The organism is Streptomyces sp. CBMA29 (genome assembly GCF_014596445.1).
Lineage (GTDB): Bacteria > Actinomycetota > Actinomycetes > Streptomycetales > Streptomycetaceae > Actinacidiphila.
Genome location: NZ_MECL01000146.1, coordinates 17,268 through 31,251, shown reverse-complemented (window position 1 = coordinate 31,251; position 13,984 = coordinate 17,268). Strand labels below are relative to the sequence as shown.

Here is a 13,984-nt window from a genome sequence, read left to right as displayed (position 1 = left end):
GTCCGTCACTTGGAGCCGAGCTCGTAGAACCGGAACATCGTCGGGTCGAGCGCCTTGTCGGCGCCGGTCACGCCGTCACGGATGACCACGGTCTGCTTGCCCTGCCAGAGCGGGATGATCGGGACGTCGTCGGCGACGATCTTCTGGATGTCGGCGAACGCCTGGTCGCGCACCTTCGGGTCGTCGGTGCCCTGCTCCTTGACCAGGAGCTGCTGGATCTCCGGGTTGTCGTAGCCGGTGCCGAGGAAGGGCTGCTTGCCGAGGAACGGCGAGACGTCGTTGTCGGCGTCCGGCAGGTCGGGGAACCAGCCGATCATGTACGAGGCGTACGCGTCGGACTTCTCGTCCTTCTGGTACTGCTGCCACTCGGTGGAGCTGAGCTTCACCTTGAACAGGCCGGTGGCCTCCAGTTGCCGCTTGATCGCGGTGGCCTCGTCGGCGGACGCGGCGCCGTAGTGGCTGGGGGTCCAGGCGTACGCGATGTCGACGGGGGCGGTGATGCCCGCGTCCTTGAGTATCGCGGCGGCCTTGGCCTTGTCCGGGGCGCCGTACTTGTCCTTGAAGGCTTCGGTGTGGCCCTGGATGCCGTTGCCGACCATGGAGTAGAGCGGGGCCACGGTGCCGTCGTAGGCGTCCTTGGCGATGCCCTCGCGGTCGATGACCTGGGCGACGGCCTGACGGACCGCCTTCTGGTCGGACGGCTTCACCTTGGCGTCGAAGACCAGGTAGCGCTTCTCGGTGCCGGTGCCGTCGAGCACCTGGATGCCGGAGGTCTTCTTCAGGTCCGCGGTGTCGGTGGGCGACAGGGTGCGGAAGGCCGCGTTGACCGTGCCGTCCTTGACCGCCTGCTTGAGCGCGGACGCCTCGGAGAAGTACTGGAGCACGAACTGGCCGTTGTTGAGCTTGGCAGGACCCTTGTAGGTCTTGCTGGCCAGGAACGACGCCTGCTGCTTGGGCGTGTACTTGTCCAGCGTGTACGGGCCCGAGCCGATGATCTTCGAGCCGTCGAGGAGCTTGTCCTTCGGGAAGGTCTTCTCGTCGACGATCGCGCCCGCGTCGGTGGCGAGCACCGAGGGGAAGGTCGAGTCGGCGTTCTTCAGGTGGAAGACCACCTGGTCGTCGCCCTTGGCCTCGGTGCTGTCCAGGCTGGCGAGCAGGCTGGACGGGCCGTTGGGCGCCGCGATGCCGACCATGCGGTCGAACGAGAACTTCACCGACGCGGCGGTGAGCTTGTCGCCGTTGGAGAACACCAGCCCCGGCTGGAGCGTGCAGGCGTACGTCTTCGGGTCGGTGAAGGCGCACGACGTGGCCGCGTCCGGTTCCGGCGTGGTGCCGCCGGTCGGGAAGTGCATGACCTTCTGGTAGACGCTGTCGATGACCTCCCAGGAGCCGTAGTCGTACGCTCCCGCGGGGTCGAGTGACGACACCGAGTCGATGGTTCCGACGATCACGGCGCCTTTTCCGCCACCGGCCGACGAGTTGTCCTTCTTGCCACCACACGCGGACGCACCGACGGCCAGGAAGGCCACGGCGGCTGCGGCGACGACACGCTTGTTACGTGACATCCAGTGAATCCCCTTGCTCAAATGCCGGTCGTTCGATTCGGCATTGACCAGCAGGGACACTAGCCGGAGGGACCTAGTCCGCTAGAGCACGGCGAAGTTGAGGCGGAATTACATACCGATAACGGGGCTCGGAACACCGATAAACGGACGGCGGTACGATCCCTCCCCGGTCGGAACATTACGGACATACGACCGCGCCGCACGTCCCGATCTGCGGATCTCATCCAGGCAGGACAGCGCGGTGTCGACCTCCCCGCGCGTGACATAGATCACCAGGGGCCGGATTCCGACCCGTGAGACACCTCTGGACGGTTCCTATTCAGCAAATACGCTCAGTGAACGCGCGCATTCAAAGCGCGCAGGAAAGGCACGCTCAGCTCTTCGAGCGAACCGACGACCGTACGTCCCGGAGCGGCCTCGACGGGCACCAGAGAGGGCACCGCGACCACCCGGCAGCCCGCCGCCTCGGCGGACACCACACCGGTCAGGGTGTCCTCGACGACCACACAGGCGGCCGGGTCCGCGCCGAGGCGGGCGGCGGCGGTCAGATACGGCTCGGGGTGCGGCTTGGTGCGGCTCACCTCGTCCCCCGCGACGGTGAAGGCGAAGTTCTCCGCGCCCAGCGTGCGCAGCATCACATCGATGGTCCGCCGGTGCGAGGCCGACACCAGCGCGGTCGGGACGCCGTACGCGGCCAGCTCGGTGAGCAGCCTGCGGGCGCCGGGCATCAGCGGCGCGCCCCGGGCGATCAGCTTCTCGAAGCGGATGTTGACGGCCAGCATCAGCTCGGCCAGCGTCGCGTCCGCGCCGGTGGCGGCGATCAGGTGCCCCACGCTGCGGGCCATCGGGCCGCCGATCACCACCTCGCGGTGCGCCTCGTCCAGCACGTGCCCGAGATCCGCGAAGACCTCACTCTCCGCCGCCCACCAGATGCCCTCGGTGTCCACCAAGGTGCCGTCCATGTCGAGGAGCACCGCCTGGAGGGCGGGGCCTTGCGCCATACGGGTGTCGGCGACGGTGATGCTGCTGGTCATACGCCCCACTCCTCGGCTCGTACGCGGTCCCGGTGCCGGTCGCGCCGACCCGTCCCGTTTCCGGGGGACACAAAGGCCGGTCGCCGCGTCCCGCGGACGGGAAGGCGACCGGCCTGCGCCGGACCGTCAAGTGTACGACTCGCTGGTGAGCCGCGCTCAACGCGCGTTGAAGTACTTGGCTTCCGGGTGGTGAATGATGATCGCGTCGGTGGACTGCTCGGGGTGCAGCTGGAACTCCTCCGACAGCTCCACGCCGATCCTGCCCGGCTCCAGCAGGTCCGCGATCTTCGCCCGGTCCTCCAGGTCGGGGCAGGCCCCGTAGCCCAGCGAGAAGCGCGCGCCGCGGTACTTCAGCGCGAACATGTCCTCGACCTCGTCCGGGTCCTCACCGGCGAAGCCCAGCTCCGAGCGGACCCGCGCGTGCCAGTACTCCGCGAGTGCCTCCGCGAGCTGCACGGACAGGCCGTGCAGCTCCAGGTAGTCCCGGTAGGAGTCGGCCGCGAACAGCTCGTTGGCCGCCTCGGAGACCCGGTTGCCGACGGTGACGACCTGGAAGCCCACCACGTCGGTCTCACCGGACTCCTCGGGCCGGAAGAAGTCCGCGAGGCAGAGCTGCCGTCCCCTGCGCTGGCGCGGGAAGGTGAAGCGGGTCCGCTCGGTGCCGTCCTCGCGCAGCACGATCAGGTCGTCGCCCTTGGACACGCACGGGAAGTAACCGTAGGTCACGGCGGCCTCCAGCAGGCCCTCGGACTGCATCCTGGTCAGCAGCCCGCGCAGCCGCGGCCGGCCCTCGGACTCCACCAGCTCCTCGTACGTCGGACCGGTCGAGCGGGCCTGCTTCAGGCCCCACTGGCCCTTGAACAGGGCGCCCTCGTCCAGCCAGGACGCGTAGTCGGCGAGCTGGATGCCCTTGACGACCCGGCTGCCCCAGAACGGCGGGGCGGGGACGGGGTTGTCGACCGCGACGTCGGAGCGGATCTGGCCGAGGTTGACCGCCTTGTCCGGTCCGTCCGGCTGCGGCTGCTCGCGCTTGGGCACCCGGCGCTGCTTCAGCTCCGGCAGCGCCGCGCCGGGCACGCCGCGTTTGACGCCGATCAGCGCGTCCATCAGCCGCAGGCCCTCGAACGCGTCGCGGGCGTAGCGGACCTCGCCCTCGTAGATCTCGTGCAGGTCCTGCTCCACATAGGCGCGGGTCAGGGCGGCGCCGCCGAGGATCACCGGGAAGTCGGCGGACAGGCCGCGCTGGTTCAGCTCCTCCAGGTTCTCCTTCATGATGACCGTGGACTTCACCAGCAGGCCCGACATGCCGATCACATCGGCGCGGTGCTCCTGCGCGGCGTCCAGGATCGCCGAGACCGGCTGCTTGATGCCCAGGTTGACGACGTTGTAGCCGTTGTTGGACAAGATGATGTCGACCAGGTTCTTGCCGATGTCGTGGACGTCGCCGCGCACGGTGGCCAGCACGATGGTGCCCTTGCCGTCGTCGTCGGACTTCTCCATGTGCGGCTCCAGATACGCCACCGCGGTCTTCATCACCTCGGCGGACTGGAGCACGAACGGAAGCTGCATCTGGCCTGAGCCGAACAGCTCGCCGACCACCTTCATGCCCGCGAGCAGCGTCTCGTTGACGATGTCCAGGGCGGGCCGCTCGGCCAGCGCCTCGTCCAGGTCGGCGGACAGGCCGTTCTTCTCGCCGTCGATGATCCGGCGCTGGAGCCGCTCGTCCAGCGGCAGCGCCAGCAGTTCCTCGGCGCGGCTGGCCTTCAGCGACTTGTTGTCGACGCCGTCGAACAGCTCCATCAGGCGTTGCAGCGGGTCGTAGCCCTCGCGGCGCCGGTCGTGGATCAGGTCGAGCGCGACCTCGCGCTGCTCCTCGGGGATGCGGGCGATCGGCAGGATCTTGGAGGCGTGCACGATCGCCGAGTCCAGGCCCGCCCTGACGCACTCGTCGAGGAAGACCGAGTTGAGCGCCACGCGCGCGGCCGGGTTGAGGCCGAAGGAGATGTTCGACAGGCCGAGGGTGGTCTGCACATCGGGGTGGCGGCGCTTCAGCTCGCGGATCGCCTCGATGGTGGCGACGCCGTCCTTGCGGGACTCCTCCTGGCCGGTGCAGATGGTGAAGGTCAGACAGTCGATCAGGATGTCCGACTCGTTGATGCCGTGGTTGCCGGTCAGGTCGTCGATCAGCCGCTCGGCGATCCCGACCTTCTTCTCGACGGTACGGGCCTGGCCCTCCTCGTCGATGGTGAGCGCGATCAGCGCGGCGCCGTGCTCCTGGGCGAGCGCGGTCACCTTGGCGAACCGGGACTCGGGGCCGTCGCCGTCCTCGTAGTTGACGGAGTTGAGCACCGCACGGCCGCCCAGCTTCTCCAGGCCCGCCCGCAGGACGTCCACCTCGGTGGAGTCCAGCACGATCGGCAGGGTGGAGGCGGTGGCGAAGCGCCCGGCGACCTCGGCCATGTCGGCGACGCCGTCCCGGCCCACGTAGTCCACGCACAGGTCGAGCAGGTGGGCGCCCTCGCGGATCTGGTCGCGGGCCATCTCCACGCAGTCCTCCCAGCGGCCTTCCAGCATCGCGTCGCGGAACTTGCGGGAGCCGTTGGCGTTGGTGCGCTCGCCGATCGCCAGATACGAGCTGTCCTGGCGGAAGGGGACCGTCTGGTAGAGGGAGGCGGCGCCCGCCTCGGGGCGCGGCCTGCGCGGGTGCAGATCCTGGCCGCCGACCCGCTCCACGAGCTGCCGCAGGTGCTCGGGCGTGGTGCCGCAGCAGCCGCCGACCAGGGACAGGCCGTACTCGCGGGCGAACGTCTCGTGCGCGTCGGCCAGTTCTGAGGCCGTGAGCGGGTAGTGCGCGCCGTCCTTGGTGAGCACCGGCAGGCCCGCGTTGGGCATGGCGGACAGCGGGATACGGGAGTGCCGGGCGAGATAGCGCAGGTGCTCGCTCATCTCGGCGGGTCCGGTCGCGCAGTTGAGGCCGATCATGTCGATGCCGAGGGGTTCGAGCGCGGTGAGCGCCGCGCCGATCTCCGAGCCGAGCAGCATGGTGCCGGTGGTCTCCACGGTCACCGAACAGATCAGCGGCAGGCTCACCCCGGCCGACGCCATCGCGCGGTGGGCCGCGATCACGGCCGCCTTGGTCTGGAGCAGGTCCTGGGTGGTCTCGATGATCAGCGCGTCGGCGCCGCCCGCGATCAGTCCCGCGGCGTTCGCCTCGTAGCCGTCGCGCAGTACGCCGTACGGGGCATGGCCGAGCGTCGGCAGCTTGGTGCCGGGGCCCATCGAGCCGAGCACCCAGCGCGGGCGGCCGTCGGCGGCGAAGCCGTCGGCGACCTCGCGGGCCAGGCGGGCGCCGGCCTGCGACAGTTCGTGGATCCGCTCGGGGATGTCGTACTCGCCGAGCGCGGAGTGGTTGGCGCCGAAGGTGTTGGTCTCGACGCAGTCCACGCCGACCGAGAAGTACGCCTCGTGGACCGAGCGCACGATGTCGGGGCGGGTGATGTTCAGGATCTCGTTGCAGCCTTCGAGCTGCTGGAAGTCGTCGAGCGTCGGGTCCTGCGCCTGGAGCATGGTGCCCATGGCGCCGTCGGCGACGACCACGCGGGAGGCGAGCGCCTCGCGGAGGGCGGCGGCGCGGGGGGCGTCCATCGGCGACGCGGTCGGGGACGTACGCGTCGGTGCCGTGTTCGTCCCCGACGGGGAGGAACCGGACGTACCAGACGTAGGGGACGACGGAGAAAGCGAGGCCATGGAACGTGCTCCCTGGGATGCGACGGCTGTCGGCTATGCGTTCCCCGCCGGCGCCGACGGATCGGAGGGCGGCGGGACGCGCACCCGGCCAGCCTAGCGGGCCGCACCGTCCGGGCTCGAAGGCATTCCGATGGGCGGACCGTGGTGCCAGAATCGTCTCTGAGATGATGATGGTCGACATTGTCGACCGTCGATCATGACACCCCCTCTGCTTGGAGTGCCTCCGATGCCAGGTCCCATCCAGTCGCTGGAACGCGCGGCGGCGATTCTGCGGCTGCTGGCCGGCGGTGAGCGCCGGCTGGGGCTCACCGACGTGGCCTCGTCGCTCGGCCTGGCCAAGGGCACCGCGCACGGCATCCTGCGCACCCTCCAGCAGGAGGGCTTCGTCGAACAGGAGCCGGTCTCCGGCAAGTACCAGCTCGGCGCGGAGCTGCTGCGTCTTGGCAACAGCTATCTGGACGTGCACGAATTGCGGGCCCGCGCGCTGGTGTGGACCGACGACCTGGCCAGGTCCAGCGGCGAGGCCGCGTACCTCGGGGTGCTGCACCAGGACGGTGTGCTGATCGTGCACCACGTCTTCCGGCCCGACGACAGCCGCCAGGCGCTGGAGGTGGGCGCGATGCACCCGCTGCACAGCACCGCGCTCGGCAAGGTGCTGTCCGCCTTCGACCCGGTGGCGCACAACGCGGTGACCGAGCACGAGCGGGCCTCGCTCACCGCGCGCACCGTCACCGGCATCACCGACTTCGAGGCGCTGCTGGACCTCACCAGGGCGCGCGGCTGGGCCGCCGACCTGGAGGAGACGTGGGAGGGCGTGGCCTCGGTCGCGGCGCCCGTCTACGACCGGCGGCGGATGCCGGTGGGCGCGGTGGGCATCACCGGCGCCGTGGAACGGGTCTGCGACGAGGGCGGCATCCAGGCCCGGCTGGTGGCGGCGGTACGGGACTGCGCCCGCGCCGTCTCCCGCGATCTGGGCGCCGCCCGCTTCTGATCCGCCCCGTCCGCGCCGCCCCCGGCGCCCGGCCCTCGACACCCCTTCTTCCGCTTCTTCCGCGTTTCACAGTCCACGCCTCTTGACCTGCCGCTCCCGGGGAGAAAACATTCGCTGTACGGTCGACATTGTCGAACGCCGGACGCGATCCGGGTCGCCCGTGCCCTGACGTAAAGACACTGGACAAAGGAGTCGCTGTGTCCAACGGCCACATCTTCATCGGCGAGACCTTCGGCACCGCCGTGCTCATCCTGCTCGGCGGCGGCGTCTGCGCCGCCGTCACGCTCAAGAAGTCGAAGGCCCGGGGAGCGGGCTGGGTCGCCATCTCCTTCGGCTGGGGATTCGCGGTGCTCGGCGGCGCCTACATCGCCAACGGCTACTCGGGCGGCCAGCTCAATCCGGCGGTCACCCTCGGCGTCGCGATCAAGACCGGTGTGTGGCACACCGTGCCCTTCTACCTGATGGGACAGTTGCTCGGCGCGATGATCGGCGCCTTCCTGGTGTGGGTGGCCTACATGGGCCAGTTCCAGGCGCACTTGACCGACCCCGAGATCGTCGGCGGGGGCACGACCTCCCCCGAGGGCCCGGAGACCGACCGCAAGGGGCAGCCCGCGGGACCGGTGCTCGGCATCTTCTCCACCGGACCCGAGATACGGAACCCGGTGCAGAACCTCCTCACCGAGGTCATCGGCACCGCTGTCCTGGTGCTCTTCATCCTCACCCAGGGCATGACGACAGGACTCGCGCTCAACGGCACCGGCATCCTGCTCACCGCGCTCCTCGTCGTCGGTATCGGCCTGTCGCTCGGCGGCCCCACCGGGTACGCGATCAACCCGTTCCGCGACCTCGGCCCGCGTATCGTGCACAGCCTTCTGCCGCTGCCCAACAAGGGCGGCTCGGACTGGAGCTACGCGTGGATCCCGGTGCTGGGCCCGCTGGCCGGCGCCGCGATAGCCGGCGGCCTGTACAAGCTCGCCTTCACGTAGGGCCCCGCGAGACCGCCACGCCCACTCCCCCGCAGCCACTTCCCCCGCGCAGATCCCGAGGAGCACCACGTGACCGACACCACCGCCGCCGGCACCCACTCGCACGGCACCGGCCCGTTCATCGCCGCGATCGACCAGGGCACGACGTCGAGCCGCTGCATCGTCTTCGACCGGGACGGCCGGATCGTCGCCGTCGACCAGAAGGAACACGAGCAGATCTTCCCCAAGCCGGGCTGGGTGGAGCACGACGCCGCCGAGATCTGGACCAATGTCCAGGAGGTGGTCGAGGGCGCCATCGCCAAGGCCGCCCAGGACAACGAGGGCTTCAGCGCCGCCGACGTCAAGGCGATCGGCATCACCAACCAGCGCGAGACCACCCTGCTGTGGGACAAGAACACCGGTGAGCCGGTGCACAACGCGCTGGTCTGGCAGGACACCCGCACCGACGTGCTCTGCCGTGAACTGGGCCGCAACGTCGGCCAGGACCGCTTCCGCCGCGAGACCGGCCTGCCGCTCGCCTCGTACTTCGCCGGACCCAAGATCCGCTGGCTGCTGGACAACGTCGAGGGCCTGCGCGAGCGCGCCGAGCGCGGCGAGATCCTCTTCGGCACCATGGACTCCTGGGTGATCTGGAACCTCACCGGCGGTGTCAACGGCGGCCGGCACGTCACCGACGTGACCAACGCCTCCCGCACCCTGCTGATGAACCTGCGCACCCTGGACTGGGACAGCAAGATCCTGGAGTCGATCGGCGTACCCGCCGCCGTACTGCCGGAGATCCGGTCCTCCGCCGAGGTGTACGGCAGCACGGTCGGCGGCGTGCTGGACGGCGTGCCGGTGGCCTCCGCGCTCGGCGACCAGCAGGCGGCGCTGTTCGGGCAGACCTGCTTCGCCGAGGGCGAGGCCAAGTCCACCTACGGCACCGGCACCTTCATGCTGATGAACACCGGTGAGACCCCGGTCAACTCCTACAACGGCCTGATCACCACCGTCGGCTACCGGATCGGCGACGACGCGCCGGTCTACGCGCTGGAGGGCTCGATCGCCGTCACCGGCGCGCTGGTGCAGTGGATGCGCGACCAGATGGGGCTGATCAGCACCGCCGCCGAGATCGAGACGCTGGCCTCGTCCGTCGAGGACAACGGCGGCGCCTACTTCGTACCGGCCTTCTCCGGCCTGTTCGCCCCCTACTGGCGCGACGACGCGCGCGGGGTGATCGCCGGGCTGACCCGTTACGTCACCAAGGCGCACATCGCGCGCGCCGTGCTGGAGGCGACGGCCTGGCAGACGCGGGAGATCGCCGACGCCATGACCAAGGACTCCGGCGTCGAACTGGCCGCCCTCAAGGTCGACGGCGGTATGACCTCCAACAACCTGCTCATGCAGACCCTGGCGGACTTCCTGGACGCACCCGTGGTGCGGCCCATGGTCGCCGAGACCACCTGTCTGGGCGCGGCCTACGCGGCCGGTCTCGCGATCGGCTTCTGGCCGGACACCGAGGCGTTGCGGGCCAACTGGCGGCGCGCCGCCGAGTGGACCCCGCGCATGGACGCGGCCCAGCGGGACCGCGAGTACAAGAGCTGGCTCAAGGCCGTGCAGGCCACGATGGGCTGGCTCGAAGAGAGCACCGCAGAGGAGCACTGATTCACCCCATGACCACCTCGCAGCGCGTTCCCGCCCTGGGTTCGCATCCGACCGCAGGCGCCAACCCCGGCAGGGCCGAGACCCGGGATCTGCTCGGCCGTGCCACGTACGACCTGCTGGTGATCGGCGGTGGCATCCTCGGCATCACCACCGCCTGGCACGCCGCGCAGTCGGGGCTGCGGGTGGCCATGGTGGACGCCGGTGACTTTGCCGGCGCCACCTCCTCCGCCTCCTCCAAGCTGCTCCACGGCGGCCTGCGCTACCTCCAGACCGGCGCGGTGAAGCTGGTCGCGGAGAACCACCTGGAGCGGCGCGCGGTCTCCCGTGACATCGCGCCGCACCTGGCCAACCCCCTCACCTTCTATCTGCCGGTCTACAAGGGCGGCCCGCACGGCGCGGCCAAGCTCGGCGCGGGCGTCTTCGCGTACTCGGCGCTGTCCGCCTTCCGCGACGGCGTCGGTCATGTGATCAGCCCGGCCAAGGCCGCGCGGGACGTGCCCGAGCTGCGGACCGACAATCTGCGCGCGGTCGCCGTCTACGAGGACGGGCAGATGAACGACGCCCGGATGGCGCTGATGACGGTACGGGCCGCGGTCGACGCGGGCGCGACCGTCCTCAACCACGCCGAGGTCACCGGGCTGCGCTTCACCCGGGGCCGGGTCACGGGCGCCGATCTGCGCGACCGCGTGGACGGCGCCGAATTCGGCGTCGACGCGCGGCTGGTGCTCAACGCCACCGGGCCGTGGGTGGACCACCTGCGGCGGATGGAGGACCCGGCCGCGGCGCCGTCGATCCGGCTGTCCAAGGGCGCGCATCTGGTGCTCAAGCGGCACTCGCCGTGGCGGGCGGCGCTGGCCACCCCGATCGACAAGTACCGCATCACCTTCGCCCTGCCCTGGGAGGACATGCTGCTGCTCGGCACCACGGACGAGGTGTACGAGGGCGATCCGGCCGATGTGCGGGTCACCGAGGCCGACATCGCGCAGATCCTGGACGAGGCGGCCTTCTCCGTCCGCGACCAGCAGCTCACCCGCGACCTGATCACGTACTCCTTCGCGGGTCTGCGGGTGCTGCCCGGCGGTCCCGGCGACACCTCGAAGGCCAAGCGGGAGACGGTCGTCACCGAGGGGAGCGGCGGCATGCTGTCGGTGGCGGGCGGAAAGTGGACCACATTCCGGCACATCGGCCGCACGGTGATGACCAAGCTGGCCGAGCTGCCGGGGCATCCGCTGTCCGACGACATGGAGCCGATGTCGTCGCTGCCGCGCCGGGCCCCGCTGCCCGGTTTCGCCAGCCCGGACGCGGTCGCCCACCGGCTGCTGATCGACGGCGACGCGCCGGGACGGCGTATGGCGGCCGACACCGCCAGGCACCTGGCCACCCACTACGGCTCGCTGGCCTTCGACATCGCGCGGCTGGCCAACGAGGACCCGGAACTGGCCCGGCGCGTCCACCCGGACGCCCCGGAGATCTGGGCCCAGGTCGTCTACGCCCGCGACCACGAGTGGGCGCAGGACTCGGACGACGTGCTGCGGCGGCGCACGACGCTGACGATCCGCGGTCTCGACACACCGGAGGTGCGAGAAGGGGTCGAGCGGGTGCTGCGCCGGGGCTAGGACGTGTCCGGCGCGGCGGTCTGGGCGGTCGCGGCCTGGACCGTCTCGGCGGTCAGGCGGTCGAGTTCGGCGAACAGGGCGGTCGGGGCGGGGCGGCCGGTCCTGGGCAGCAGGGTCAGCCAGCGGTCGCGGCCCTCGTGCCAGAGGCTCACGGGGTTGGCCTCTGCCACGGCCGCGATCGTACGGGCGGGCAGCTCGGTCTCCGCGGCGCGCGACGGCGTCAGCCAGTGCGCGGTGCTGTCCTCGGCGAGCCGGGCCATCCACAGCACATGGCGGGCCGCGTGCCAGAGCGCGTCCTGCGCGCGCAGGTGCTCGCCGCGCGCGGTGACGTGCAGCGCGAGCACCAGCCAGTTGGCGAACCGGCCGCACAGGTCGGCGATCTCGTCGGGCGCCGCGGGGAGCACGGGGTGCTCGGGCACCGTTTCGAGCACGGGCGTCAGCTGCCCTTCGCGGTCGACGACCACCATCCGCTCGACGGCGGCGCCGCGCGCGGGCCAGCTGGCGACCGTCGGGATGTCGTCGGTGGTCGCGAAGTGGAACTCGCCGCGCACCGGTCCCGGGAAGAGCACGACATGGCTGCCGAATTCGTTGAGCAGCACCAGATTGGCCGGGGCGATCTCCCGGCACCACTGCTCGGGGTCCACCTCCGCGCGCCGCTCCGGGTCGAGGAAGAGCCAGAATTCGACGTCGCTGTGGGCGTCGCCCTCTCCCGCGGCGAAGGAGCCGTACATCAGCGCCGCGCGGACGCGTTCGTCAGCGCGGCACATGTCCCGTACCCGGGCGATGAGGCCGTGCTGGATCATGCCGCCCAGTATGGGTCGCGGCCGGACAGGGCGACAGCGATTTCGAAGTCGGCGGCCCCGGCGGGCGGTTCGACCGGTTCCGCGAAGCCCTTGTACTGCCGGAACATCTCGGCCTGCTCGCGCACGACGGTCAGCAGCAGGGCGCCGGACCTCTCGTCGGCCCTGAACTCCTGCCCGGTGGCCTTGGCGACGTCCCAGCCGTGCAGCAGCAGCTCCATGAAGAGCATTCCGGCGATGTCCTTCGCGGGCATCGCCATGCCGCCCATGTCCAGCTCGCCCTCCCAGGCGGCCGGGTCGGCCCAGGCGTCCGCGGCCCGTTCGAGCTGCCGCGCGTAGGCGGCGGCCCAGCCGGGCTCCGCGGTGAAGTCGCGCTCGCCGAGGTCGGCGGGGTGCGGCTCCTTGCGGGCGCGCAGCTCCATGCCGAGGCCGGTGTACGCGACCCAGTGGTTGATCAGGGTGCGGGTGTCGTAGTCAGGACAGGGCGTGGGGCCGGTGAGCTGGTCGTCGGTGATCCCGGCGGCGACCCGGGCGGCCTCCGCGGCACTGTCGGCGATCTGTGCGTGGAAGTTCATGTCCTCAACGCTAGGCGGGGCGGATGCCGGGGTCTTGAAGAAACGCGACAGCGGGCCCGGATCGGGTGGCCGCGCCGTTGTCGGTGGCCGCGTCTAAAGTGACGGCATGAGCAGGGGCGGTACGGGCCGGGGCGACGACGGGGGCGGTACGGGCGGGCACGGGCTGGGGCGCGGGGTGCTGCGGCCGGACCTGGCGGCCGGGCGGCTGGAACTGCGGCAGCGGCAGCCGCGGCCCGAGCTGGCGCCGCTGGTCGAGTTCTACTGGAATCCGCGCTGGGACCTGCGCGGGCAGCCGGACCACGAGCAGAAGGTGCTCGCCCACCCCAATGTGCATCTGGTCTTCGAGGCGCCGATTCCGCTGGTGTACGGGGTGCAGCGCGGGGTGTTCCGCCGGGTGCTGCACGGGCGCGGCCAGGTCCTCGGCGTGAAATTCCGGCCGGGCGCCTTCCGGCCGTTCGTCGGGGGTCCTGTGGTGGAGCTGGCGGACCGCGCGGTGCCCGCCGCGGCGCTGCTGGGCGGCGGGGTCGGCGAGCTGAGCCGGAGGATTCTGGCGCTGGACGACCTGGCGGAGATGACGGCTCTCGCCGAGGAGTATCTGCTCGGCCTGCTCGCCGACACCGAGCAGGACCCGGTCGTGGCCGCGGTGGCGGACCTGGTCGAGCGCATTACGGCCGGTCCGCAGCTCTTCCGGGTGGACGAGCTGGCCCGCGAGCTGGACCTGCCCGTACGGCGGCTCCAGCGGCTCTTCGCGGAGTACGTGGGGGCGAGCCCCAAGTGGGTGCTGCGCCGGGCCCGGCTGCACGAGGCCGCGGCCCGCGCCGACGGCGGCGCCGACATCGACTGGGCCGCCCTCGCCGCCGACCTGGGCTATGCCGACCAGGCGCACCTGACCCGTGACTTCACCGCGGCGGTCGGTGCGCCGCCGAGCCGGTACGCGAGCCGCTGACCGTTGTTAGGTGTTCCGGCGCGCCGGGCCCATAATGGGGCCTCATACATCGGAGGTCTGGCGGCGGCGGGACCTGAGCA

10 protein-coding genes are annotated in these 13,984 nt (G+C 70.8%); 5 read left to right on the top strand and 5 right to left on the bottom strand.

What is annotated here, in order from left to right:
* Positions 1-5: 5 nt before the first annotated feature.
* From BGM09_RS19775 to metH, 3 genes are all read right to left on the bottom strand, one after another.
* A complete protein-coding gene (locus BGM09_RS19775) occupies positions 6-1,565 on the bottom strand; it encodes an ABC transporter substrate-binding protein (RefSeq protein WP_188282975.1) in 1,560 nt (519 codons plus the stop codon).
* A 332-nt stretch (positions 1,566-1,897) separates the two neighbouring features.
* Complete coding sequence (locus BGM09_RS19770) at positions 1,898-2,599, bottom strand: HAD family hydrolase (RefSeq protein ID WP_188282974.1); 702 nt, start codon at positions 2,597-2,599, stop codon at positions 1,898-1,900.
* Positions 2,600-2,755: 156 nt separating this feature from the next.
* Positions 2,756-6,244 carry a methionine synthase gene (metH, locus tag BGM09_RS19765; RefSeq protein ID WP_188282973.1) on the bottom strand — a complete coding sequence of 1,163 codons (3,489 nt, stop codon included), beginning with the start codon at positions 6,242-6,244 and terminating at the stop codon, positions 2,756-2,758.
* A 328-nt stretch (positions 6,245-6,572) separates the two neighbouring features.
* On the opposite strand from metH, the gene BGM09_RS19760 reads away from it, so the two are divergent.
* The 4 genes from BGM09_RS19760 (at position 6,573) to BGM09_RS19745 (ending at position 11,583) form a co-directional block, all read left to right on the top strand.
* Positions 6,573-7,337, top strand: a complete 765-nt coding sequence (locus BGM09_RS19760; RefSeq protein WP_188282972.1) for an IclR family transcriptional regulator — start codon at positions 6,573-6,575, stop codon at positions 7,335-7,337.
* Between the two features lie 197 nt (positions 7,338-7,534).
* Positions 7,535-8,323, top strand: coding sequence for an MIP/aquaporin family protein (locus tag BGM09_RS19755; RefSeq protein WP_188282971.1), 789 nt, complete (start codon positions 7,535-7,537; stop codon positions 8,321-8,323).
* Between the two features lie 69 nt (positions 8,324-8,392).
* On the top strand, positions 8,393-9,967 hold the full coding sequence (glpK, locus tag BGM09_RS19750; RefSeq protein ID WP_188282970.1) for a glycerol kinase GlpK: 1,575 nt from the start codon (positions 8,393-8,395) through the stop codon (positions 9,965-9,967).
* 8 nt (positions 9,968-9,975) lie between these two features.
* On the top strand, positions 9,976-11,583 hold the full coding sequence (locus tag BGM09_RS19745; protein ID WP_188282969.1) for a glycerol-3-phosphate dehydrogenase/oxidase: 1,608 nt from the start codon (positions 9,976-9,978) through the stop codon (positions 11,581-11,583).
* On the opposite strand, the gene BGM09_RS19740 is transcribed toward BGM09_RS19745, so the two are convergent.
* Together BGM09_RS19740 and BGM09_RS19735 are read right to left on the bottom strand one after the other, a co-directional pair.
* Positions 11,580-12,386, bottom strand: a complete 807-nt coding sequence (locus tag BGM09_RS19740) for a nucleotidyltransferase domain-containing protein (RefSeq protein WP_188282968.1) — start codon at positions 12,384-12,386, stop codon at positions 11,580-11,582. The two genes, BGM09_RS19745 and BGM09_RS19740, sit on opposite strands and share 4 nt — an antisense overlap.
* Positions 12,383-12,958, bottom strand: coding sequence for a TIGR03086 family metal-binding protein (locus BGM09_RS19735; RefSeq protein ID WP_188282967.1), 576 nt, complete (start codon positions 12,956-12,958; stop codon positions 12,383-12,385). Before BGM09_RS19735 ends, BGM09_RS19740 begins: the two co-directional genes overlap by 4 nt.
* Positions 12,959-13,064: 106 nt before the next feature.
* Here BGM09_RS19735 and BGM09_RS19730 point away from each other — a divergent pair, with 106 nt between their 5' ends.
* A complete protein-coding gene (locus tag BGM09_RS19730; RefSeq protein ID WP_188282966.1) occupies positions 13,065-13,904 on the top strand; it encodes a helix-turn-helix domain-containing protein in 840 nt (279 codons plus the stop codon).
* Positions 13,905-13,984: the final 80 nt, after the last annotated feature.

Coding starts and splice junctions, on each gene's coding strand:
- BGM09_RS19775 (WP_188282975.1), bottom strand. CDS start 1,565: ATGTCACGTAACAAGCGTGTCGTCGCCGCAGCCGCCGTGGCCTTCCTG.
- BGM09_RS19770 (WP_188282974.1), bottom strand. CDS start 2,599: ATGACCAGCAGCATCACCGTCGCCGACACCCGTATGGCGCAAGGCCCC.
- metH (WP_188282973.1), bottom strand. CDS start 6,244: ATGGACGCCCCCCGCGCCGCCGCCCTCCGCGAGGCGCTCGCCTCCCGC.
- BGM09_RS19760 (WP_188282972.1), top strand. CDS start 6,573: ATGCCAGGTCCCATCCAGTCGCTGGAACGCGCGGCGGCGATTCTGCGG.
- BGM09_RS19745 (WP_188282969.1), top strand. CDS start 9,976: ATGACCACCTCGCAGCGCGTTCCCGCCCTGGGTTCGCATCCGACCGCA.
- BGM09_RS19740 (WP_188282968.1), bottom strand. CDS start 12,386: ATGATCCAGCACGGCCTCATCGCCCGGGTACGGGACATGTGCCGCGCT.
- BGM09_RS19735 (WP_188282967.1), bottom strand. CDS start 12,958: ATGAACTTCCACGCACAGATCGCCGACAGTGCCGCGGAGGCCGCCCGG.
- BGM09_RS19730 (WP_188282966.1), top strand. CDS start 13,065: ATGAGCAGGGGCGGTACGGGCCGGGGCGACGACGGGGGCGGTACGGGC.